This is a genomic window from Streptomyces sp. CA-249302 (assembly GCF_050936785.1).
Classification (GTDB): Bacteria; Actinomycetota; Actinomycetes; order Streptomycetales; family Streptomycetaceae; genus Streptomyces.
Window position 1 is genome coordinate 10,825,931 of record NZ_JBNJMG010000001.1, and the last position, 22,760, is coordinate 10,848,690.

The 22,760-nt window shown below is 70.9% G+C and carries 22 protein-coding genes; 19 read left to right on the top strand and 3 right to left on the bottom strand.

Annotated features, from left to right (window positions below):
* Window positions 1–249 precede the first annotated feature (249 nt).
* The 19 genes from ACQEWB_RS49010 (at window position 250) to ACQEWB_RS49100 (ending at window position 19,433) form a co-directional block, all read left to right on the top strand.
* Window positions 250–1,341 (top strand): sugar ABC transporter substrate-binding protein, encoded by a 1,092-nt coding sequence (locus tag ACQEWB_RS49010; protein ID WP_432843324.1) that lies wholly within the window; start codon window positions 250–252, stop codon window positions 1,339–1,341.
* Window positions 1,338–2,924, top strand: a complete 1,587-nt coding sequence (locus ACQEWB_RS49015) for a sugar ABC transporter ATP-binding protein (protein ID WP_432843326.1) — start codon at window positions 1,338–1,340, stop codon at window positions 2,922–2,924. Before ACQEWB_RS49010 ends, ACQEWB_RS49015 begins: the two co-directional genes overlap by 4 nt.
* Entirely contained in the window at window positions 2,921–3,979 is a 1,059-nt protein-coding gene (locus tag ACQEWB_RS49020) for an ABC transporter permease (RefSeq protein ID WP_432843328.1), read from the top strand. Before ACQEWB_RS49015 ends, ACQEWB_RS49020 begins: the two co-directional genes overlap by 4 nt.
* Window positions 3,976–5,433, top strand: a complete 1,458-nt coding sequence (locus ACQEWB_RS49025; protein ID WP_432843330.1) for an aldehyde dehydrogenase family protein — start codon at window positions 3,976–3,978, stop codon at window positions 5,431–5,433. Before ACQEWB_RS49020 ends, ACQEWB_RS49025 begins: the two co-directional genes overlap by 4 nt.
* A complete protein-coding gene (locus ACQEWB_RS49030; protein WP_432843332.1) occupies window positions 5,430–6,455 on the top strand; it encodes a LacI family DNA-binding transcriptional regulator in 1,026 nt (341 codons plus the stop codon). Before ACQEWB_RS49025 ends, ACQEWB_RS49030 begins: the two co-directional genes overlap by 4 nt.
* Entirely contained in the window at window positions 6,455–7,009 is a 555-nt protein-coding gene (locus tag ACQEWB_RS49035; protein WP_432843334.1) for a VOC family protein, read from the top strand. Before ACQEWB_RS49030 ends, ACQEWB_RS49035 begins: the two co-directional genes overlap by 1 nt.
* Window positions 7,006–7,587 carry an amino acid synthesis family protein gene (locus tag ACQEWB_RS49040; protein ID WP_432843336.1) on the top strand — a complete coding sequence of 194 codons (582 nt, stop codon included), beginning with the start codon at window positions 7,006–7,008 and terminating at the stop codon, window positions 7,585–7,587. The genes ACQEWB_RS49035 and ACQEWB_RS49040 overlap by 4 nt, the downstream gene beginning before the upstream one ends.
* 20 nt (window positions 7,588–7,607) lie before the next feature.
* Window positions 7,608–8,585 (top strand): C-terminal binding protein, encoded by a 978-nt coding sequence (locus ACQEWB_RS49045; protein ID WP_432843338.1) that lies wholly within the window; start codon window positions 7,608–7,610, stop codon window positions 8,583–8,585.
* Window positions 8,582–9,886, top strand: coding sequence for a phosphopyruvate hydratase (gene eno / locus ACQEWB_RS49050; RefSeq protein ID WP_432843340.1), 1,305 nt, complete (start codon window positions 8,582–8,584; stop codon window positions 9,884–9,886). Before ACQEWB_RS49045 ends, eno begins: the two co-directional genes overlap by 4 nt.
* Window positions 9,883–10,893, top strand: a complete 1,011-nt coding sequence (locus ACQEWB_RS49055; RefSeq protein WP_432843342.1) for a phosphotransferase family protein — start codon at window positions 9,883–9,885, stop codon at window positions 10,891–10,893. Before eno ends, ACQEWB_RS49055 begins: the two co-directional genes overlap by 4 nt.
* Window positions 10,894–10,963: 70 nt before the next feature.
* Window positions 10,964–11,890, top strand: a complete 927-nt coding sequence (locus ACQEWB_RS49060; RefSeq protein WP_432843344.1) for a fumarylacetoacetate hydrolase family protein — start codon at window positions 10,964–10,966, stop codon at window positions 11,888–11,890.
* Window positions 11,891–11,931: 41 nt separating this feature from the next.
* Window positions 11,932–12,309, top strand: a complete 378-nt coding sequence (locus ACQEWB_RS49065) for a nuclear transport factor 2 family protein (protein WP_432843346.1) — start codon at window positions 11,932–11,934, stop codon at window positions 12,307–12,309.
* Between the two features lie 2 nt (window positions 12,310–12,311).
* Window positions 12,312–13,481, top strand: coding sequence for a CaiB/BaiF CoA transferase family protein (locus tag ACQEWB_RS49070; RefSeq protein WP_432843348.1), 1,170 nt, complete (start codon window positions 12,312–12,314; stop codon window positions 13,479–13,481).
* Window positions 13,478–14,659, top strand: a complete 1,182-nt coding sequence (locus ACQEWB_RS49075; RefSeq protein ID WP_432843350.1) for an acyl-CoA dehydrogenase family protein — start codon at window positions 13,478–13,480, stop codon at window positions 14,657–14,659. The genes ACQEWB_RS49070 and ACQEWB_RS49075 overlap by 4 nt, the downstream gene beginning before the upstream one ends.
* Before the next feature lie 46 nt (window positions 14,660–14,705).
* Window positions 14,706–15,821, top strand: coding sequence for an alcohol dehydrogenase catalytic domain-containing protein (locus tag ACQEWB_RS49080; protein WP_432843352.1), 1,116 nt, complete (start codon window positions 14,706–14,708; stop codon window positions 15,819–15,821).
* Between the two features lie 29 nt (window positions 15,822–15,850).
* Window positions 15,851–16,174: a 2Fe-2S iron-sulfur cluster-binding protein gene (locus tag ACQEWB_RS49085; protein WP_432843354.1), complete on the top strand. Its 324-nt coding sequence runs from the start codon at window positions 15,851–15,853 to the stop codon at window positions 16,172–16,174.
* Window positions 16,171–17,430, top strand: a complete 1,260-nt coding sequence (locus ACQEWB_RS49090) for an NAD(P)/FAD-dependent oxidoreductase (RefSeq protein ID WP_432843356.1) — start codon at window positions 16,171–16,173, stop codon at window positions 17,428–17,430. The genes ACQEWB_RS49085 and ACQEWB_RS49090 overlap by 4 nt, the downstream gene beginning before the upstream one ends.
* Window positions 17,427–18,284, top strand: a complete 858-nt coding sequence (locus ACQEWB_RS49095; RefSeq protein WP_432843358.1) for a 3-hydroxybutyryl-CoA dehydrogenase — start codon at window positions 17,427–17,429, stop codon at window positions 18,282–18,284. The genes ACQEWB_RS49090 and ACQEWB_RS49095 overlap by 4 nt, the downstream gene beginning before the upstream one ends.
* Window positions 18,285–18,347: 63 nt before the next feature.
* Window positions 18,348–19,433: an S-(hydroxymethyl)mycothiol dehydrogenase gene (locus ACQEWB_RS49100; protein ID WP_432843360.1), complete on the top strand. Its 1,086-nt coding sequence runs from the start codon at window positions 18,348–18,350 to the stop codon at window positions 19,431–19,433.
* Window positions 19,434–19,438: 5 nt separating this feature from the next.
* Here the strand turns inward: ACQEWB_RS49100 and ACQEWB_RS49105 are convergent, their stop codons facing one another.
* Genes ACQEWB_RS49105 through ACQEWB_RS49115 form a run of 3 tightly spaced genes read right to left on the bottom strand, consistent with a single transcriptional unit; the run spans window position 19,439 to window position 22,760 of the window.
* Entirely contained in the window at window positions 19,439–21,043 is a 1,605-nt protein-coding gene (locus ACQEWB_RS49105; protein WP_432843362.1) for a bifunctional 3-(3-hydroxy-phenyl)propionate/3-hydroxycinnamic acid hydroxylase, read from the bottom strand.
* A gap of 2 nt (window positions 21,044–21,045) precedes the next feature.
* The gene (locus tag ACQEWB_RS49110) at window positions 21,046–21,675 is read right to left on the bottom strand and encodes an MBL fold metallo-hydrolase (RefSeq protein ID WP_432843364.1); all 630 of its coding nucleotides are present in this window, start codon (window positions 21,673–21,675) and stop codon (window positions 21,046–21,048) included.
* Window positions 21,675–22,760, bottom strand: a complete 1,086-nt coding sequence (locus ACQEWB_RS49115) for an S-(hydroxymethyl)mycothiol dehydrogenase (RefSeq protein ID WP_432843366.1) — start codon at window positions 22,758–22,760, stop codon at window positions 21,675–21,677. Before ACQEWB_RS49115 ends, ACQEWB_RS49110 begins: the two co-directional genes overlap by 1 nt.

A 22,760-nucleotide genomic window follows, 5' to 3' on the forward strand; every position in this document is an offset into this window, starting at 1 on the left:
CGATTCGCCGAGTTTTCTTATGTAGTTCTTCAGAATTCCACGCCGACACCTCCATTGCGCTATCGATAGCACCTTGCCGATAGTCGGTCTCGTTCGTACACGATGCGTTCCTCGCCCCACCGGGGGCCGCATGCGGGCACTTCGAGGGTGCGCGTCACCCCACCCTCTTCCCTCATCCGGCCGTACGGCCCCGGTCCGCGGTTCGCCGTGCGCCGAGGGCCCCGGCAGGCGCATCAACTGGGAGATCACGTGTTCAAGAGCTACTCGCAAAGACTCGCGGCACTGGGCTCGGTCTGTTTCGTCCTGACCCTGTCGGCCTGCTCGGACGCCGGGACATCGAGCGGCGGCGCCGCCGCATCGACATCGGCCGGCGCCGTCGCGGCCGACGGACTCTCCACCACCGTCGACCCCGCGTACACGGGTCCCGACAGCAAGAACTTCACGACTCTCAAGGAGCCGTCCAAGAAGGACGGGGTCGCCTTCAAGGTGGGCTTTCTGACCCTGAACGGCGGCCAGCCCGTCCTGACGGCCATGCAGAAGGCCGCCGAGACCGAGGTGGAGAAACTCGGCGGGCAGTTCATCGCCAAGGACGCCTCGGTGGACCCGCAGAAGCAGGTCAGCCAGATGAACGAGCTGATCACCGCCAAGGTCGACGTGATCATCGGGCACCCCGTGGTCTCCGGTGCCCTCGCCCCCTCCGTGGCCAAGGCCAAGGCGGCTGGCATCCCCTTCATCGCGATCGGCACCCCCTTCGACCAGACGAAGGCCGGAGTGCCCGGCGCGGTCACCGCGGTCGTCCAGGGCTTCGACTACATCGTCTACCGGACCATGAAGAGTCTGTCCGAACGCCATCCCGGCGCCGCCTTCTCGACGATGGGCCTGGCCCTGCCCGTCGACCAACTCACCTACATGAACGCCCGGATGGAGTTCTGGGGCAAGAAGTTCGGACTGAAGTTCCAGGGCAAGGTCGACGCCCAGAACGACACACCGTCCGGCTTCTCACCCGCTGCCTCGACCATCCTCACCAAGTACCCCAAGACCGAGATCATCGTCACCTACAACGACCAGTCCGCCGTCGCGGCGGCCTCGGTCGTGGCCGCCGCCGGCAAGAAGATCTTCGTGGCGACGCCCAACAGCGGCCAGTCGATCAGCCAGGCGGCGCTGAAGGCGAAGCGGCTGGACCTCGTGTACCGGACCCCCTGGGAGAACATGGGGACCCAGTCCGCGATCGCCGCCTACGACGTGGTGAGCAAGCAGAACCTGCCGCTGCCCGCGATCGTGAACGTGCCGTCGTACCTGGTCACCGCCGACACCGCGGACAAGGCCCGGTGGATCGGATGACCACGCCGCAACCGGTGCCCGAGCCGGACACGGACGTGCCCCTGCTCGCCATGACCGGCATCCACAAGTCCTACGGCGGTGTGGCGGCCGTGCGCGGGGCCGACCTGCGGATCACCCGGCCAGGAGTGGTGCACACGCTGATGGGGCAGAACGGCTGCGGCAAGTCCACCATGCTGGGCGTGCTCTCGGGCCAGATCCGCCCGGACGCCGGCACACTGCGGTTGCGCGGCGACGACATAAGGCTGCGCGGTCCGGTGGACGCGGTGAGCCGGGGCATCGCCATGGTCACCCAGGAGACCGCCCTCGCCCTCGACCTGACGGTCGCCGAGAACATCCTCCTGGGCCGCATGGTGCGCACGGCACGCGGTGTGGACTGGGCCGCCAGCCGCCGCCGGGCCGCTTCGGTCCTGGCACAGCTGGATCTCGAGTACGACCCGCGCGCGATGGTGCGCCGGCTCCGCCCCGACCAGCGGCAGTTGGTCGAGATCGCCCGGGCGCTGTCCCTCGATCCGCATCTGCTGATCCTGGACGAGCCCACCAGCACGCTGACCGACGACGAGGTGGACCGGCTGTTCGAGGCGGTCGACCAGCTCCGGCAGCGGCGCGTGTCGGTGCTCTTCGTCTCCCATCGGCTGGACGAGGTCTTCCGGATCAGTGACGAGCTGACCGTCATGCGCGACGGCCGGACCGTGTCCGCGGGCCCGGCCGAGCGCTACACGACCGGGACGCTGATGAGGGACATGGTGGGCGAGACGGACCTCGGGGTGGGTGTCCGCCGCCCGGCCGGCGAGCCGGCGGCACCACCCGACGCCGACCCCTTGCTGGTGATACGGGGACTGAGCTCCCCGGGCGCGTTCGACGCCGTAGACCTGGATCTTCACCGCGGCAAGGTCGTCGGGGTCGCCGGTCTGGTCGGATCCGGCCGCACCGAACTGCTGGAGACCATCTTCGGCGCGCGTACCTCGGTAAGCGGCACGATGACCCTGGCGGGCCGCCCGCACCGGCCCGCCGGGCCGAGGTCCGGTATCGCGGCCGGTATCGGCTATGTCCCGCCCGACCGCAAGACCCAGGGCGTCGCCCTCGGGATGGCCGTCGGCGACAACGTCACCATGGTGGCCACCCACCGCCGCAGTCGGCTGCGCACCGTCGACCGGCGGGCCACGGTCTCGCTGGCGAAGCGGCTGTCCGGACTGATGCGCCTGTTCGTCACCCTGTCCCGGCGTACCGGCACTCTCAGCGGCGGCAACCAGCAGAAGGTCGTGCTGGCCAAGTGGCTGGGCGCGGAGCCGCGCGTCCTGCTTCTCGACGACCCCACCCGCGGGGTGGACGTGGCGGCCAAGGCGGAGATCCACGCTCACCTGCGCAGGCTCGCGTCGGAGGGGCTGGCCCTCCTGGTCACCTCGTCCGAGATTCCGGAACTGATCACGTTGTGCGACGAGATCGTCGTACTCCACCGGGGTCAGGTGGTCCGGCGTATCGAAGGCGAGACCACCGAGTCCCAGGTCACCGCGGCGGCAGCCGGAGTCGCCCTGGCGGCGGACACCCCGCGGGCCCGAGTCGTTCCGACGGGAGCCACTTCATGAACGCACAGGTCATCTCGGTGGAACCCGCCTCGTCCGGGACGCCCGGGAAGCGAACGGCGGGGCTCTCGTCCCTCTGGCAGCAGACACGGTCCTTCCGGCCGGCGCTCGCCGTGCTGTGCACGCTGTTCGTGGTCATGAGTCTCGTGAACGAGGAGTTCCGCACCCTGGACAACCTGGAGAACGTCGCCGTCTCGGTGTCGATTCTCTGGATGATCGCCCTGGGCGCCACGTTCGTCCAGCTCACGGGCGGCATCGACCTCTCGTCCGGCGCCATCGCCGCGCTGGCCGGGATCTGCCTCGCCGACCTGCTGGCCACCGCGGTCCCCGGACCACTGGTCATCGTCCTGGTGATCCTCTTCGGGGCCGCCGTCGGAGCTCTCGCCAACGGCCTCCTCGTCGGCGTCCTCGGTCTGAACGTCTTCGTCGTCACCCTGGCCTCGATGACCGCGCTCACCGGGATCGTCAGCCTGTGGTCCGACACCCAGTCCGTGTACGTCACCTCCGCGACCGTCACCCGGCTGAGCAGCGGACGGCTGATCGGGGTGCCCGTGCCCGTCCTGCTGATGCTGCTGACGCTCGCCCTCTTCCTGTTCCTGCAGTCCCGCACCTACTTCGGCCGGGATCTGTACGCCATCGGAGGCAGCCCGGTCGCCGCCCGGCTGTCGGGCATCCGCGCCCCGCGCACGCTGGTCGTCGTCTACGCGCTGGCCGGAGCCATGGCCGCGCTGGGCGGGATCATCGCGGTCGGCCGGGTCGGCGCGGCGGCCCCGCAACCCGACAACACCCTGCCGCTCAGCGCCATCGCCGCCGTCCTCCTCGGCGGCACGGCCCTCGCCGGGGGAGCCGGCGGTGTCGGCGGGACCGCGCTGGGAGTCCTGCTGATCGGGGTACTGCAGAACGGGCTCAGCCTCTCGAACGTACCGACGTTCTGGCAGCAGGTGGTGACCGGCACGGTACTGGTCCTGGCAGTCCTGGGAGATCGGGGATACGCGCCACGCGGTCTCGCGGTCCGGTTGCGCAGGCGCCGTACACCGGTGGTGGGGAGTTCCGCATGACCCACCGCAACCTCATCGGCGGTCAGTGGCAGGACGGCCACGGCGTCACGCTGAACGTGAACCCCTCCGACACGGGCGATGTCATCGGCGACTACGCCCTGGCCGACGCCGAGCAGGCCCGGGCCGCCGTGGCGGCCGCCGCCGAGGCCGCGCCCGGCTGGGCCCGTACTACGGGCGCCGCCAGGGCCGAGATCCTCGACCGGGCCGGCGAGGAACTCCTGCGTCGCCGTGACGAACTGGGCGACCTGCTGGCCCGGGAGGAGGGCAAGACCCTCCCGGAGGCGGTGGCCGAGGTGGTCAGGGCCGGGCAGATCCTCCGCTTCCAGGCGGGCCAGGCGCTGCGGCTCACTGGGGAGCACGTCGAGTCGGTGCGCCCCGGGGTGGAGGTCACCGTCACCCGGGAACCGGTGGGCGTGGTCACCGTGGTCACGCCCTGGAACTTCCCCGTGGCCATCCCGGCGTGGAAGATCGCCCCTGCCCTCGCCCACGGCAACACGGTGGTCTTCAAGCCCGCCGAACTCGTCCCCGGCAGCGCCTGGGCTCTGGTGGACGTCCTCCACCGGGCCGGGCTGCCGGCAGGGGTGCTCAACCTGGTCATGGGCCGCGGCCGGGACATCGGAGACGTCATCACCGGCGCGCCGCAGGTCTCCGCCGTCTCCTTCACCGGCTCGACGGCGACCGGCGAACGGGTGCTGCGGGCCGCCCAGGCCCACCGGGCGCGGGTGCAGCTGGAGATGGGCGGCAAGAACCCCCTGGTCGTCGCCGACGACTGCGACCTCCACCTCGCGGTCGACCTCGCGCTCCAGGGTTCGTTCGGATCGACCGGCCAGCGGTGCACGGCCTCCTCCCGGCTGGTCGTGATGGATGCCGTCCACGACGCCTTCGTGGAGCGCCTCGGCGCGGCGATGCGGGCCCTCACCGTCGACGACGCCCGCAAGCCCGGCACCGACATGGGCCCGGTGGTCGACGCCACCCAGCTCGAACAAGACTTGGAGTACGTGCGGATCGCGGCGTTTGAGGGCGCCGACGTCATCGGCGGGGAGCGCCTGGAGCGGTCCGCGGCGGGCTTCTACCTGGCGCCCGCGCTCGCCGTCGGCACCCGCCCCGGCGACACCGTGAACCGGGAGGAGGTCTTCGGGCCGCTCGCCTCGGTGATCCGCGTCGCGGACTACGACGAGGCGGTCGAGGTGGCGGGCGACACCGAGTTCGGCCTCACGGCCGGCCTGGTCACCACCTCGCTGGCCCGCGCGACGGACTTCCGCCGCCGCTCGACCGCCGGCATGGTGATGATCAACGTGCCGACCGCCGGCGTGGACTTCCACGTACCGTTCGGCGGCCGGGGCGCCTCCTCGTACGGGCCACGCGAACAGGGCGCCGCCGCCCGCGAGTTCTTCACGACGTCGAAGACCGCGTACGTCGCGGCGGGCGACCCGCGCGGGGTGCGCCGGCCATGATCACCACCAGGGACATCGCCGTACGCCTGGAACTGTCCGTCTCCACGGTGGGGCGCGCGCTCGCCGACGACCCGCGGATCTCCCAGGAGACGAAGTCACGAGTCCGGCAGACCGCCTCGGAGATGGGATACGTCGCCAACCGGGCGGCGCGGATGATGCGCGGCGCCTCCAGCAACGTCGTCGGCCTGGTGATCCCGGACATCCGCAACGGCTTCTACTCCACCATCGCCCACGAACTGTCCCGGAACATGGAGACCGACGGCCGCCAGCTCATCCTCTCCGAGACCGCAGACGACCGGATGCGGGAGCTGCGCCATCTCACCGAGTTGTCCGCGAGCCGGGTGGCGGGCGTCATCATCGTGCCCACCGCCCGCCCGCACCCCGACTCGGTACGGCTGTTCAGCCGGCTCCCGCACGTCCAGCTGCTGCGCAGGCACCCCTCGCTCGGCGCCCAGTGGTTCGGCATCGACGACTTCCAGGTCCTCCAGGAGGCGACCGCGCATCTTGTCGCGCTGGGCCACGCCCGGATCGGGTATATCGGCGGCCCGCGAGCGCTGCCGACGGGCGCCGAGCGACTGCGTGGCTTCCACTCCGCGCTGCGGGAGGCCGGGCTGCCCGAGGAGACCGGGACGACCAGGCTGGGCAAGCCCTCCTCCGTCACCTTCGGCCGCCAGGCGACCCGCCGCCTGCTGGACACCGCCGACCCGCCCACCGCGCTGGTCGCCGGATCCGTGCAGCTCACCCTGGGGGTGCTGGAGGAACTGGACTCCCGTGGCGTCGCCGTCCCGCAGGAGCTGTCGGTCGTCGGCTTCGGCGACGAACCCGGCTTCTCCTGGTGGGGTCCGGGACTGACCACCGTACGACTGCCGGTGAAGCAGATGGCCACCGACTGCGCGCTGTGGCTGCTGAACCGCCTGACGACGAACCCCCTCGACGACACCGCCCACACCTCGGTCTCGCCCGGCTCATTGGTCGTCCGGGGCAGCACGGCGCCCCCGCGAGCAACTCCCAGGAGGTCCTGATGACCACACAGGTACGACCCCAGCTCACCCACATGGGCATCAACGTCTACGACATCAAGAAGATGGAGGAGTTCTACACGCAGGTCCTCGGCCTCGTCGTCACCGACCGGGGCCGGGGCAAGAACTTCAAGGCCGACCTGGTCTTCATGAGCGTCGACCCCAACACGCACCATCAGGTGGCGCTGGCCAGCGGACGCGATCCGGAGTCGCCCCGCAGCACCATCAACCAGATCTCGTTCCACCTCGACACGCTCGACGAGCTGCGCGTGATGTACCTCAAGGTCAAGGAATACGGGGTCGAGGCACTCAAGCCCCTCAACCACGGGGTGTCGTGGTCGGTGTACTTCTTCGACCCCGAGGGCAACACAGTCGAGCTGTACGTCGACAGCCCCTGGTACATCGCCCAGCCGCACGGCGACCTCTTCGACCCCGCCCTGCCCACCGAGCGGATCGTGGCGGACACCCTCGCCATGTGCCAGGACGACCCCAAGTTCATGCCCATCGAGCAGTTCCGCGACGGGGTACGCGCCCAACTCGCCGAGGAGCGCTCATGATCGACGGGATCGACGTACGCAAGACCAGCATCGTGGTCGAGACGGTCCACCACGAGGGTGGCCCGCGCGTCGCGGAGCCGCTCAGGCTGGCGTCGGCGGCCGCCGTGATCCGCAACCCCTTCGCGGGCCGTTACGAACCCGACCTGCTGGAATTCCAGACCGAACTCCGGTCGCTGGGCGCGGTGTTGGCGACCGAGCTGGTCGACCTGCTGGACACGAAGAACGTCCAAGCCTACGGCAAGGGCGCCATCGTGGGCGTCGCCGGAGAACTGGAGCACGGCGCGCTGTGGCACGAGGCGGGCGGCTGGGCCATGCGGGAGGCGCTCGGCGACCCCAAGGCCATCGTTCCGTCCACCAAGGTCGTCGCGGCCACCGGCTACCGGCTCCTCATCCCGCTCCACCACATCGAAGCCGCCTACGTGCGCAGCCACTTCAACACCATCGAGGTCGGCATCCAGGACGCCCCGCGCCCCGACGAGATCCTCTACGCCCTCGCCATGGCGACCGGCGGCCGGGTGCACGCCCGCGCCGGCGGACTGAGCGCGGCCGAGATCTCCGTGCACGACGGCAACCGCTGACCACGCCCAGGAGAACCCCCATGACCACTTCCGGCACCGTCCTGCTGACCGACCACGCCTGGCCCGACGACAGCGTCGAACGCGCCGTCGTCGAGGCCGCCGGACTCACCCTGGTGACCGGCCCCGCCGACCCCGCGCCGGCCGCCGCCATCGAGGCCCTGGTCCGGGAACACCGGCCGGACGCGGTCCTCACCTGCTGGGCCCCGGTGACCGCCGACGCCATCGCCGCCTCGCCGGACCTGAAGATCGTCGCCAGGCTCGGGGTGGGCCTGGACAACATCGCGGTCGACGCCGCCACCGAACGCGGCGTCTGGGTCACCAACGTCCCCGACTACTGCGTCGAGGAGGTCTCGGACCACGCCGTCGGCATGGTGCTCGCCTGGGCCCGGGGCCTGGCCGTCTTCGACCGTGACGTCCGCGCCGGCCAGTGGCGGCCCGCCGCCGCGAAGCTGCGCCGCGTGTCCACGCTGACCTGCGGGATCGTCGGATACGGCAGGATCGGGCGGGCCACCGCCGGCAAGTTGGCCGCCTTCGGCTGCCACGTGCTCGCCCACGATCCGTACGCGCCCGCCGACGCGTCCGGGGTGCAGCTGACCACCCTGGACGACCTTCTCGACCGGAGCGACGCGGTGATCCTGCACGCCCCGCTCACCGAGGCCACCCACCATCTGATCGGAGCCAAGGAACTCGCCCGGATGCGGCCCGGATCCATTCTGGTCAACGTCAGCCGCGGCGGACTCGTCGACACCGGCGCCCTGGTGGACGCCCTGGCCGCGGGCCGGCCGGCCGCCGCCGGACTCGACGTGCTGGAGAGCGAACCGGACGTGCCGGCCGAACTGCTGGAGCAGCCCGGTGTCCTGGTCACCCCGCACATCGCCTTCTCCTCCACCGCGTCCGTCGAGGAACTGCGCCGCCGCGCGGCCGAGGAGGTCGTCCGCGTCCTGTCCGGTGACCTTCCGGCGCAGCCCCGCAACGAACCCCGAGGAGTACGTCCATGACACGCGTCCAGAACCTGCGGGCCCGCCAGATCCTCGACTCCCGTGGCCGCCCCACCGTCGAGGTCGACATCGTCCTCGACGACGGCTCCTTCGGCCGCGCCGCCGTCCCCTCGGGCGCCTCGACCGGCAGCAACGAGGCCCACGAGCTGCGCGACGGCGACGCCGAGCGATTCGCCGGCCTCGGCGTCCGCAAGGCGGTGGCGCACGCCAACGAGGAGATCGCCGACGCCGTACGCGGCCGGGACGCCCTCGACCAGCGGGGGCTCGACACCGTGCTCCGCGAGCTGGACGGCACCCCGCAGCTCGCCCGGCTGGGCGCCAACGCCGTGCTGGGCACCTCGCTGGCCGTGTGCCGTGCCGCCGCCGTCGCGACCGGACAGCCGCTGTACCGCCGTATCGCCGAACTGGCCGGCGTGGACACGCCGAGTCTGCCGCTGCCCATGGTCAACATCCTCAGCGGCGGTCTGCACGCCGGGCGTGGCATGGACGTCCAGGACTTCCTCGCCGTACCGGTCGGCGCGGACTCCACCGAGGAGGCGATCCACCTCGTCTCCCGGGTCCGCGACGCGGCCGCCCGGGTGATGGCCGCCCGGGGCCTGACCACCCTCCTCGCCGACGAGGGCGGTCTCAGCCCCGGCCTGCGCACCGGTGCCGACGCCCTGGCCTTGCTCGTGGAGGCCTGCGAACATGCCGGACTGCGCCCCGGAACCGACATCGCCATCGCCATCGACGTGGCCGCGCACTCCCTGTTCGACCCGGAGCGCGGCGACTACGAGCTCGCCCGTGAGGGACGCCGGGCCACGTCCGCGGAGATGGCCGACCTGGTCGCCGCCTGGGTGCGCGACTACCCGGTGGTGTCCGTGGAGGACGCCCTGGACGAGGACGACTGGACGGGCTGGCGAGAACTCACCGGACGGCTCGGCGACCGCGTCCGGCTGATCGGCGACGACTTCTTCACCACCCACCCCGACCGGGTCGCCCGCGGGATCGCCGAGGGCTGCGCCAACGGCGTCCTGGTGAAGGTGAACCAGAACGGCACCCTGTCGGGCACGCTGGACGTCGTGGCCGCCGCCCGGGCCGCCGGGTACGCGCCGGTGATCTCCGCCCGGTCCGGCGAGACGGAGGACTCCTTCATCGCGGACCTCGCGGTCGGCACGGCCGCCGGCCAGATCAAGATCGGCTCCGTGCGCTGCTCGGACCGGCTGGCCAAGTACAACCAGCTGCTGCGGATCGCCGAGGACGACAGCCTGCCGTTCGCCGGTACATCGGAGCTGGTCCTGCCGGAGGCGGTGGGCGCGTGAACTCCACGGCCGTCGAGCCCGCAGCTGTCGACTTCCTGCTCACGCGGGGGCTGGCGGAGAGCGGCGAGGAGTCCCACTGGACCCCGCTGAACGGCGGGGTCTCCTCCGACCTGTGGCGGGTGGACCTGCCCGGACGCTCGATCTGCGTCAAGCGTGCCCTGGAACGGCTCCGGGTCGCCGCCGACTGGCACGCTCCGGTCTCCCGCAACGCCAACGAATGGGCCTGGCTGGAGTTCGCCGCCCGCCACCGCCCCGGCAACGTGCCGGTCCCGCTCGCCCACGACCCCGAGGCCGGGCTGTTCGCGATGAGCTACCTTCCGCCCGAACGCCATCCGGTGTGGAAGACACAGCTGATGGGCGGCCTGGTGCGGCGGGACACCGCCGAAGGCGTGGGGGACGTCCTGGGCAGGCTGCACCGGGCGAGTGCCGGCGACCCGGACCTGGCACGGGAGTTCGCCACCGACGACACCTTCCACGCTCTGCGCCTGGAGCCGTACCTGCTGGCCACGGCCGCAGCCCATCCCGAACTCGCCGGGGCCCTCGGCGAGTTGGTCGACCGTACGGCCCGGACCCGGCTCGCGCTGGTGCACGGGGACGTCAGTCCGAAGAACATCCTGGCCGGTCCCGACGGCCCGGTCCTGCTGGACGCCGAGTGCGCCTGGTACGGCGACCCCGCGTTCGACCTGGCCTTCTGCCTCAACCACCTGCTGCTGAAGTGCCTGGTCCGCCCCGAGGTGACCGCGGACCTGCTGGCCTCGGCCGACGCGCTCGCCCACGCCTACTTCGCGCACGTCGACTGGGAGCCGCGGACCGCGCTGGAGCAGCGCGCCGCCACTCTGCTGCCGGCCCTGCTGCTGGCCAGGGTCGACGGCAAGTCACCGGTCGAGTACCTGGACGACCCGGCGCCACGCGACCTGGTCCGACAGGTCGCCACCAGCCTGCTGGGCACACCCGCCGACACCCTGACCCCGGTGCTCGCCGTCTGGCGGGACGCGGTCCCCACCTGACCATCCGAAGAGAAGCGCTCCGAACATCTGTTCAGGAGCATCCGTTTCCGAGATCATGGAGATCACTGCGATGACCTTCTCGCTCGCCACCTGGCGTGTGGCCGACCGCCCTACCCCCGTACTGACCGTCGGTGACCGTTCCTTCGCCCTCGCCGATGTCGCCCCGGACGCCCTGCAACCGGAGCCGGCCCGCGGCCTGATGAACGTCTTCGACCACTGGGAGCGCACTGAACCGCTCCTCGTCGAAACCGCCGAGCGCCTAGCCTCCGGCGAGCTGACGGCGGAGGCGCTGCCCGCGCCGGCTGCTCCGGAGGACGTCCTCACGCCCCTGCAGTACCCGCGGAAGATCGTCCTGACCGGCGCGAACTACTACGACCACATGAAGAACGACGGCGGTCACACCGACTGGGAGAAGGACAAGAAGATCCCCGTCTTCTTCCTCAAGCCGCCCACCACCACGCTGGTCGGCCCCGGCAAGACCGTCCGTTACCCCGAGCAGTCGGAGAAGTTCGACTACGAACTCGAACTCGGTGTGGTCATCGGCAGGCGGGGCCGCAAGCTCACCCTCGACAACGCGATGGAGTACGTCGCCGGGTACACCGTCGTCCTGGACCTGTCGGCCCGGGACTGGCAGCGCCACCCCAAGCACCTGGTGAAGTTCGACCTGTTCGGAGGCAAGGCCTTCGACGACAGCTGCCCGCTCGGCCCCGCGATCGTCCCGGCCCGGTTCGTCGACGAGGGCAATCTCCAGCTCCAGTTCTGGCTCAACGGCGAGCTGAAGCAGAACGCCAACACCCGCGACATGATCTGGTCCATTCCCGAGCAGCTGGTGAAGATCACCGAGCACGCCACCCTCGAACCCGGCGACGTCGTCTCCACCGGCACGCCCGCGGGCGTGGGCCTCGGCACCGGCCAGTGGATGAAGCCCGGTGACCTCCTGGAGGGCGAGATCACCGGCCTCGGGCGGCTGACCGCGGAGATCGTCAAGGACCAGTGACCGGCCCCCTCCCGTCCCACCCGTACGAAAGGACAGCAGACATGACCGACGCCGCCCCCATCCTCCAGCTGGAGCAGGAACGCCGGGACGCGATGATCCGCGCCGACGTGGACGCCCTCCGGGAGCTTCTCGCCGAGGACGTGATGTGGATCCACGCCACGGCCCGCGTCGACACCAGGGAGGGCCTCCTCGCCTCCATCGGGTCGGGGAAGACCAAGTACCTGGCCATCGACTGCTCGGACGAGAGCGTACGGTTCCACGGCGGGATCGCCTTCGTCAGCGGCGTGGCCGACATGAAGTGCGAGATCGCGGGCGAGACCCGGGACATCCAGAACCGGTTCACGATCGTCTACGCCCCGGCCGGCGACGGCTGGCAGGTCGTCAACTGGCAGTCCACCTCCGTGCGCAAGCCCGCCTGACGATGTCCGCACACCACGCCACGACGGCCGAACCGCCCGGCTCGCTCCAGGGAGTGCGGATCGCGGACTTCTCCCGCGTCCTCGCCGGTCCCTACGCGACGATGCTCCTCGCCGACCTGGGCGCGGAGGTCGTCAAGGTGGAGCGGCCCGGCGCCGGCGACGAGACCCGCGCCTGGCGGCCGCCCGCCGACGCCGCGGGCACCTCGACGTACTTCCTGGCCGTCAACCGCAACAAGCGGTCGGTGGCTCTCGACCTCGCCACCGACGAGGGACGGGCCCGGGCCCGTACTCTCGTGGCCGGCTGCGACGTGGTGGTGGAGAACTTCCGCCCCGGGACCATGCGCAAGCTGGGACTCGGGGCGGAGGACCTGCTGACCGAGCACCCGCGGCTGGTCTACTGCTCCATCACCGGCTTCGGCCCCGACGCGGGCGCCGGTCTGCCCGGCTACGACCTGCTGGTGCAGGCCGTCGGCGGACTGATGAGCGTCACCGGCGAACCCGGCGGGCCGCCGGTGAAAGCGGGGGTGGCGCTGGTCGACGTCGTCACCGGACTGCACGCCTCGCTCGGCATCCTGGCCGCGCTGAGGCACCGGGACCGCACCGGTGAGGGCCAGTTGGTGGAGGTCAGCCTGCTCGGTTCGCTGCTGTCCGCACTGGTCAACCAGGCCTCGGGCTACGTGGCGGGCGGGGTGGTGCCGGGGCGGCTCGGCAACGCCCACCCGAGCATCGCGCCGTACGAGACCTTCGAGACCGCGGACCGGCCCCTCGCGCTCGCCATCGGCAACGATCGCCAATTCGCCGCCCTCACCACGCTCCTTGGGCGCCCCGAACTGGCCGACGACCCCCGGTTCCGCACCAACCCGGACCGGGTCGCCCACCGCCTGGAACTGCGCGCGGTCCTGGAGAAGGAACTGCGTGCCGGGACGGCGGACCACTGGGCGGCCGTCCTGTCGGCCGCGGGAGTACCGGCCGGTCCGGTCAACGGGATCGACGACGCCTTCGCCTACGCCGAGCGGCTGGGACTGCGGGCCGTCGTGGACCTCGACGGTGTTCCCCAGGTGGCCAACCCCATCCGACTGGGGGCCACACCCGCCCGATACCGGCTGCCGCCCCCCGGCCTGGGCGAACACACCCCCGAGATATTCCACCCCGGAGAAGGAGACAGCACGTGAGCACCACCGCTGCGGACGTCCCCACCGCGGTTCTCGACCTGGACTGCGAACACCTGTTCAGCGGCGAGGAGATCGCCTGGCGCGACAAAGTGCGCGCCTTCGCCCGCGAACGCATCGCCCCGGTCGTCGACGCCGACTTCGAGGACCGGCATTTCCGCCGCGAACTCGTCGCTGATCTGGGCCGGCTGGGCGTCCTCGGTATGCATCTGGAGGGGTACGGCTGCGCGGGCGCGGGCGCGGTGTCGTACGGGCTCGCCTGTCTGGAACTGGAGGCGGCCGACAGCGCCTGGCGCACCTTCGTCTCCGTGCAGGGTTCCCTCGCCATGTCCGCCATCGCCAAGTGGGGGTCGCAGGAGCACAAGCAGCGATGGCTGCCGGAGCTGGCCGCGGGCCGGGCCGTCGGCTGCTTCGCCCTGACCGAACCGGACGGCGGCAGCGACCCCAAGGCCATGGTGACCGTGGCCCGGCGGGAGGGCGGAGACTGGGTCCTGTACGGGGCCAAGCGGTGGATCGGACTGGGCAGCGTCGCTGACGTCGCCGTGGTCTGGGCGCAGACCGAGGACGGCGTACGCGGCTTCGTCGTGCCCACCGACACCCCCGGGTTCACGGCCACCGACCTCACCAACAAGCTCTCCCTGCGGGCCTCCGTCCAGTGCGACGTCCGGCTCGACGGCTGTCGGCTGCCCGCCGACGCCGTCCTGCCCACGGCGCTCGGCCTGCGCGGACCGTTCAGCTGCCTGAACGAGGCCCGCTACGGCATTGTGTGGGGCGTCATGGGCGCGGCCCGTGAATGCCTGCGCGTCGCTGTCGAACGCTCCCAGGAGCGGCGGGTGTTCGGCAAGGCTCTCGCCGAACTCCAGCTCACTCAGGGCAAGTTGGCCGACATGGCTGTCGAGTACCAGAAGGGTCTGTTGCTCGCCGCCCACATCGGCCGCCTCAAGGACGCCGGGACGCTCGCTCCCGCGCAGATCAGCGTGGGCAAGCTCAACAACGTGCGCGAGGCCCTGAGGATCGCCAGGACCGCTCGTACGATCCTCGGCGGCGACGGCGTGACCAGCGACTTCCCGGTCATGCGCCATATGGCGAACCTGGAGTCGGTACGCACCTACGAGGGGACCGACGAGGTCCACGCCCTCGTGATCGGACAGGCGGTCACCGGCTTCCGGGCCTTCGCCTGACCACGGCAACACCCTCTTCGAATCACCAGACCGAACGGAGACGACAATGACGTCGACCACCATGCGCGCCGCCCGGATGCACGGCGTGGGACAGCCCCTGACCATCGACGAGGTCGAGCGCCCCCGGGTGCGGCCCACGGACGTGCTCGTGGAGGTACGCGCCTGCGGGATCGTGCCCAACCTCGGCAATGTCCTCCACCACCTCCAGGAGTGGTTTCCCCACCTCTACCTGCCGCAGCTGCCCGCGATCTTCGGGCTCGACGCGACCGGTGTGGTCGTGGAGAAGGGCGAGCAGGTCCACGGCATAGAGCCGGGAGACCGGGTGTACGTCAATCCGGCCCGCCACTGCGGCGGCTGCCGGAAGTGCCGCCTGGGCGAGACGACGGCCTGCCGCGCCTACGCCTTCAACGGCTACTTCGGCTTCAGCCCCTACTCCCAGCAGCTCTTCGAGGACTACCCCTACGGTGGCCTCGCCGAGTACATGACCGCCCCGCAGTACAGCCTGGTCGTCCTGCCCGACAACGTCTCCCACGAGACCGCTGCCCGCTGGGGCTACCTCGGCACCGGCTACCGCGCCCTGCGCCGCGCCGAGGTCGGCCCGAGCAGCACCGTGCTGATCAACGGCATCAGCGGCACCCTCGGGCTCGGCGTCGCCCTGTTCGCCCTCGCCCTCGGCGCCCGGAAGATCCTCGGCACCGCCCGCGACCGCGACCTGCTGAACCGGGTGAAGGCGATCGCCCCGGACCGCATCGAGGTGCACAGCCTCGACGACGCGGTGTCGGTGGGGGAGTGGGCCCGCTCGCTGACGGACGGCGTCGGCGTGGACGTGGTGATCGACGCGCTCGGTCCCGGAGCACCGCACGAGACCTTCCTGGCGAGTGTCGACGCCCTCGGACGTGGTGGCCACCACGTGAACATCGGCGCCATCGCCGGGGACGTGCCCGTGCACCTGCACAAGATCATGGACATAGACGCCCGGCTCAGCGGCTCCGCCTGGTTCAGCACCGCCGAGGGACAGGAGATGGCGGACCTGGCGGAGAGCGGCACGGTCGACCTGTCGGTGTTCGAGCACGAGGTCTTCAAGCTCAGCGACGTCAACACCGCTCTGGCGGTGCTGAAGAACCGCAGTGGCGGCTTCAGCAACTACGTCATCTGCCCCTGACGCACCATCCGGGAAAGAGGATTACCACCATGCCCAAGGTGACCTACGTCCAGCCCGACGGCACCGAGACCGTGCTCGACCTTCCGGCCGGAAGCACCGTCATGCGCGGTGCCGTCGCCGCCGGGGTGCCCGGCATCGTCGCCGAGTGCGGCGGGAACCTGATGTGCGCCACCTGCCATGTGTACACGGCGGACGGTGAAGGAGACGTCTTCGGGGCCGTGACCGACGAGGAGGACGAACTCCTCGACTGCACGGCGGCCCCACGACTCGGCACCAGCCGGCTCAGCTGTCAGCTCGGCCTCACGGCAGAGGTGAACGCGCTGACCATCCACGTTCCCGGAGCCCAGACATGAGCCCTGGATCCGGCGTCGTGGTGGTCGGCGCCGGCCAGGCCGCCATCCAGCTGACGGAGTCCCTGCGTGAGGCCGGTTTCACCGGCCCGGTCTCCGTCGTCGGCGACGAGCCACAACTGCCCTACCAGCGGCCTCCGTTGTCCAAGGAGTACCTCGCGGGCAAGGTCACGGCCGACGAACTCGCCCTGCGGGGCTCCCGGTTCTACACGGACCGGAACGTCGAACTGCACCTCGGGCGGCGCGCCGTCCGGCTCGACCGCGACCGACGGCGACTGACCCTGGACGACGGCACCACACTGCCGTACGACCATCTCGTCCTGGCCACCGGCGCCCGGCCCCGCCCGCTGCCCGTGCCCGGCGGTGACCTCGACGGCGTGCTGAACCTCCGCACCCTGGCCGACGCCCGGGAGATCCGGTCACGCCTGCCGGACGCGCGGGACGTCGTGGTGATCGGCGCCGGATTCATCGGCCTGGAGTTCGCGGCCGTCTGCCGCGCCGCCGGGCTCAGCCCGGTCGTCCTCGACGTCGCCGGCCAGGTGATGGGCCGGGCTGTGTCCGCGCCCGTCGCCGCCCACTTCGCCGAGCGTCATCAGCGGGACGGTACCCGGCTCCTGCTGGGCCGGGCCCCCGCCGAACTCGTCGGCGGCGGCGGACGGGTGACAGGCGTACGCCTGACGGACGGGCAGGTCCTCCCCGCCGACACCGTGGTCACGGGCATCGGAGTCGTGCCCAACGTCGAACTCGCCGAGGCCGCCGGACTGGACACCGGGAACGGCATCACCGTGGACGAGTACCTCAGAACGGCGGACCCCGCGATCTCGGCGATCGGCGACTGCGCGGCCTTCCCCGACCCGCGCGGCACCGGGCGGGTCCGGCTGGAGTCTGTCCAGAACGCCGCCGACCAGGCCCGCTGCGTGGCCGCCGGACTCACCGGCACACCCCACCCCTACAACGCGCTGCCCTGGTTCTGGAGTTATCAGGGAGACCTCAGACTCCAGATCGCCGGACTGTCCACCGGACACGACCACACCGTCGTGCGGGGAGAGCCCGAGCGGGGCTTCTCGGTGCTCTGCTTCCGCGCCGGGTCGCTCATCGCGGTCGAGTCCGTCAACCGGGCGCCGGACCACATGGCGGCGCGCCGGCTCCTCGCGGCAGGGATCCGGGTTACCCCCGACGACGTGGCCGCGCCCGGCTTCAGCCTGCGCTCCCCTCTCGCGCGCACGGCCGAGACCGCCGACCGAAAGGCTCCCGCGTGAACACCGTCTCCCGTACGGGCGTCCTCGGCTGCGGGCTCATGGGCTCGGGGATCGCGGAGACGGCGGCCAGACGGGGCGTCGACGTCCTGGTCGTCGAGATCAGCCCCACGGCCGTCGACAACGGCAGACGACGACTGCTGGCCTCGCTCCAGCGCGGAGTCGACCGCGGCAAGCTCACCGACTCGGAGCGCGAACAGGCCCTGGAACGGCTGACGTTCACCACCGAACTCGGTGACCTCGCCGACCGCGAACTCGTCATCGAAGCCGCCACCGAGGACCCGGGTCTCAAGCGCGCCCTCCTGCGCGACGTGGACAAGGCACTCGGGGCCGACGCGATCATCGCCAGCAACACCTCGTCCATCCCGCTCACCGACCTGGCCGGCGTCACCGGCCGCCCGGACCGCGTCATCGGACTCCACTTCTTCAATCCAGTCCCGGTACAACCTCTGGTGGAGATCGTCCCCGCGCTCACTACGAGCGCCGACACCGTCGATCGCACCCGCGCCTTCGCCGTCGGGCAGCTCGGCAAGACCGCCATCCATGCCCCGGACCAGGCCGGCTTCGTCGTCAACGGCCTGCTCGTGCCGTATCTCCTCGCGGCCGTGCGCATGGTGCAGGCCGGCACCGCCTCCGCCGAGGACATCGACCGCGGCATGGAGCTGGGCTGTGCCCATCCCATGGGCCCGCTGCGGCTGTTGGACCTGATCGGCCTCGACACGGCCGAGGCGATCGCGCGGTCGCTGCACGAGGAGCACGGCGAGCCCCGCTACGCCCCGCCGCCGCTGCTGCGTCGCATGGTCGCGGCGGGACACCTCGGACGGAAGGCGGGCCGGGGCTTCTACACCTACACCTGAACACGGGCCGTCGTGCTCGCGGCGGCATCGCATCACTCGTATTGCGGCGAAAGGGTTGGAAGCATGTCACAGCAGGTCCAGGGCGTGGTCGCGGTCGGCAAGGGCGAGCCCGTGCGGCTGGAGACGATCGTGGTGCCGGACCCGGGGCCCGGAGAGGCCGTGGTGCAGGTGCGGGCGTGCGGGGTGTGCCACACCGATCTGCACTACCGGGAAGGCGGTATCGGGGACGACTTCCCGTACCTGCTCGGACATGAGGCCGCGGGGATCGTCGAAGCGGTGGGGGAGGGGGTGAGCGAGGTGGTCCCTGGCGACTTCGTGATCCTCAACTGGCGTGCGGTCTGCGGAAGTTGCCGTGCCTGTCGGCGCGGGCGCCCCTGGTACTGCTTCGCCACCCACAACGCCCGACAGCGGATGACCCTGCTGGACGGCACCGAACTCACCCCCGCGCTGGGGATCGGAGCCTTCGCGGACAAGACGCTGGTCGCGGCCGGACAGTGCACCAAGGTGGACCCGACCGCCGCGCCGGCGGCCGCCGGACTCCTGGGGTGCGGGGTGATGGCGGGTCTGGGCGCGGCCGTCAACACCGGGGCGGTGGGACGAGGGGACAGGGTGGCCGTGATCGGGTGCGGCGGAGTCGGCGGTGCCGCGATCATGGGCGCGCGGCTGGCCGGGGCCGCGCGGATCATCGCAGTGGACATCGACGACCGCAAACTCGCCACGGCGATACAGCTCGGCGCGACGCATGTCGTCAACTCCCGGGAATCCGACGCGGTGACGGCGGTACGCGAGCTGACGGGCGGCTTCGGCGCGGACGTGGTCATCGACGCGGTGGGCCGCCCCGAGACCTACCTACAGGCGTTCCACGCGCGGGACCTGGCCGGCACGGTTGTCCTGGTCGGTGTTCCGACACCGGACATGAAACTCGAACTGCCCCTGCTGGACGTCTTCGGCCGCGGCGGCGCGCTGAAGTCGTCCTGGTACGGCGACTGCCTGCCCTCCCGCGACTTCCCGATGCTGATCGAGCTCTACCTCCAAGGCCGCCTCGATCTCGACGCGTTCGTCTCCGAGACCATCACCGTCGACCAGGTCGAGGGTGCTTTCGAGCGGATGCACAAGGGGGATGTCCTGCGGTCGGTGGTGGTCCTGTAACGGCGTCACGGATTTTCCGGGCCGGCCTTCCGAAGCCGGCGGCGGGCGGACGCGAGCAGAGACGCCAGGTCGGACACGGAACGGACACCGCCGAACACGTAGTGGTCGGGGCGGGCGAGAACCGCTTCGCAGGACCGCTGACGCATCCACGGGTCCAGGACGGGCTGTTCCTCCTGGAACCCGTCGGTCCCACCCGTCTCTGCTTCGTTCACCAGGTGTACGAGGCGAACGGGGAATCCGCCCTTTCTGCGGTGCGTGCGCAGAGCGGGCTCGACCTGTGAGACATCTGCGCCGCATCGCACGACCAGCCGAAAGGCACTGCCGGTGAACTCGTCCAGCAGTCCTCTGCGGGCCTGGCCGTCGGTCACTCGCGGCTGCGGCAGTATGTCACCCCGAGCCGGGAACTCCTCGGTCGCGAGGAAGCCCGCCAGGAGTCCGGGAATGAGGGACTGGCGGACGGTTCCCTCCGGCCTGGCCGCCAGCTCCGCCAGCAGGTCCTTGTCGCGATCGGCGGCGGTGGCTTCGTCACGCTCGCAGATGAGCCGCCCGAACTCCTTCGCGGTGAGCGTCACCTGACGCACATGCGGCTCGCGTTCCTGCTGGTACGTGTCCAGCAGGGACCCGGCGGCGCCGTGCCGGATGTGCAGGGCCAGCTTCCACATCAGGTTCGAGGCGTCACGTATGCCCTGGCACATGCCCTGGGCGAGGAACGGCGGCGTCATGTGCGCCGAGTCGCCCAGGAACAGCAGCCGCCCCACACGCCATCGCTTCAGGACGAGGGCGTGGAATCGATAGGTGGCCGCGCGCCAGAGGTCGTAGTCCTCGGGCGGCAGCCAGCGGGAGAGAAGGGCGCGGATGAAGGCCGGGTCGGACACGTCCTCAGGGCGCTCGCCAGGGTTGATCATGAATTCCCACCGGCGGTGGTCGCCCGGCCCCACGATGAACGTGCTCGGTCGTGCCGTCTCGCAGAACTGGACGTTCGTCGTGGGCAGTTCGCCTCCCGCACCCGGGCGGAGCCGTACGTCCACCACCAGCCACGGCTGATCGAACCCCAGGTCCTCCATGCGCATGCCCGTACGCTTGCGCAGCGGACTGCCGCCGCCGTCACAGGCCAGCACATAGCGGGCCCGCAGCGTACGTCGGCCCCGGGTGGCGTCGACCGTCTCGACCGTGGCGCCGTCGTCGTCGAGGCGTACGTCCGTCACCTCTGTGCCGAGGCGTACGTCGATGCCGGGCGCTCGTGCGACTCGCTCGCGCAGCGCGCCTTCCAACTGCGGCTGCAGGAAGACGTAGTTGGGTGCCCAACCCAGCAGGTGGGGCGGCGGCGCCGTGTGGATGCGCTTGATGACCTGACCACCGCTGTTGTGGTACTCGGAGGGCCGGTAGGGCATGACATGGTCCGCGAGCGTGTCGGCGAGGCCGAATCCGGCGAACACGCGCATGGCTTCCTGGTCGAAGCCGATGGCACGGGGGAGGGGTTCGACCTCGGTGGCCCGCTCGAGGACCACCGCCCGCAGACCGAGGTCATGAGCCAGGTTCGCCGCCGTGGCACCGACGGGCCCCAGGCCCACGATCACCACATCCGCGTCGAATTCGTCGGACGCGCGCATGGTCAGTGGCCCCGCTCGATCCAGGCACCGAGGTGCGGGGCTTCGGCGCTGATGGTGGTCGGGTCGCCGTGGCCGGTGAGGACCTTGGTGTCGGGCGGGAGCGTGAGCAGGCGGTCGCGGATGGAGTCGATGATCGTCGGGAAGTGGGAGAAGGAGCGGCCGGTGGCGCCCGGGCCGCCCTGGAAGAGGGTGTCGCCGGTGAACACCGCGCCGAGCCCGGGATCGTGCAGGCAGACCGCGCCCGGTGCGTGGCCCGGGGTGTGGATCACCGTGAGGTCGGCGCCGGCCGCCTCGATGACCTGGCCGTCGACGAGATGGGCGTCGGGGTCGCGGTCGGGGTGGGTCTGCTTCCACAGCGGCAGGTCGTCGGGGTGCAGCCAGATGGTGGCGCCGGTGCGGTCGGCCAGGGCCGGCGCGGCGTCGATGTGATCGTTGTGAGCGTGTGTGCACACGATGGCCTTCAGGCGGCGGTCGCCCACGGCCTCGAGGATGGCGTCGGCGTCATGGGCGGCGTCGATGACGATCGCCTCGTGGTCGTCGCCGACGATCCACACGTTGTTGTCGACGTCCCAGGTCCCGCCGTCGAGGCTGAACTGACCGGAAGTGACAAGACGTTCGATACGAGCGGTCATCAGAACACCACCACCGAGCGCAGGACGTCACCGTGGTGCATCCGCTCGAAGGCCTTCTCCACATCGGTCAGTTCGATCGTCTCGGTCACGAACTTGTCCAGCGGAAGACGGCCCTGCAGATGCAGATCGATCAGCATCGGGAAGTCACGGGACGGCAGGCAGTCGCCGTACCAGGAGGACTTCAGCGAGCCGCCACGGCCGAAGACGTCGAGGAGCGGGAGTTCGAGCTTCATCTCGGGGGTGGGCACGCCGACCAGGACCACGGTCCCGGCGAGGTCGCGGGCGTAGAAGGCCTGCTGGTACGTCTCCGGGCGGCCGACCGCCTCGATGACGACGTCGGCGCCGAAGCCGCCGGTCAGTTCCTGGATCGCCTCGACCGGGTCGGAGTCCTTGGAGTTGACCGTGTGGGTGGCGCCCATGGACCGGGCGGTCTCCAGCTTCCGGTCGTCGATGTCCACGGCGATGATCTTCGCCGCGCCCGCCAGGTTCGCCCCGGCGATCGCCGCGTCGCCCACGCCACCGCAGCCGATGACGGCCACGCTGTCCCCGCGGCCGACGCCGCCGGTGTTGATCGCCGCGCCGATGCCCGCCATCACACCGCACCCGAGCAGCCCGGCCACCTGCGGTGCGACGCTCGGGTCGACCTTGGTGCACTGCCCGGCCGCGACCAGCGTCTTCTCGGCGAAGGCGCCGATGCCCAGGGCCGGGGACAGCTCGGTGCCGTCCAGCAAGGTCATCTTCTGCTTGGCGTTGTGGGTGTTGAAGCAGTACTGCGGCCGTCCGCGCAGACAGGCCCGGCACTGACCGCACACCGCACGCCAGTTCAGGATCACGAAGTCGCCGGGTGCCACGTCGGTGACGCCCGCGCCGACCGACTCCACCACGCCGGCGGCCTCGTGCCCGAGGAGGAAGGGGAACTCGTCGTTGATGCCGCCCTGCTTGTAGTGCAGGTCGGTGTGACAGACCCCGCAGGCCTGCACCTGTACGACGGCTTCCCCGGGGCCGGGGTCCGGCACGACGATCGTCTCCACCCGGACCGGCTCGTCCTGGCCCGGTGCGATCACGCCGCGTACTTCCTGCGCCAT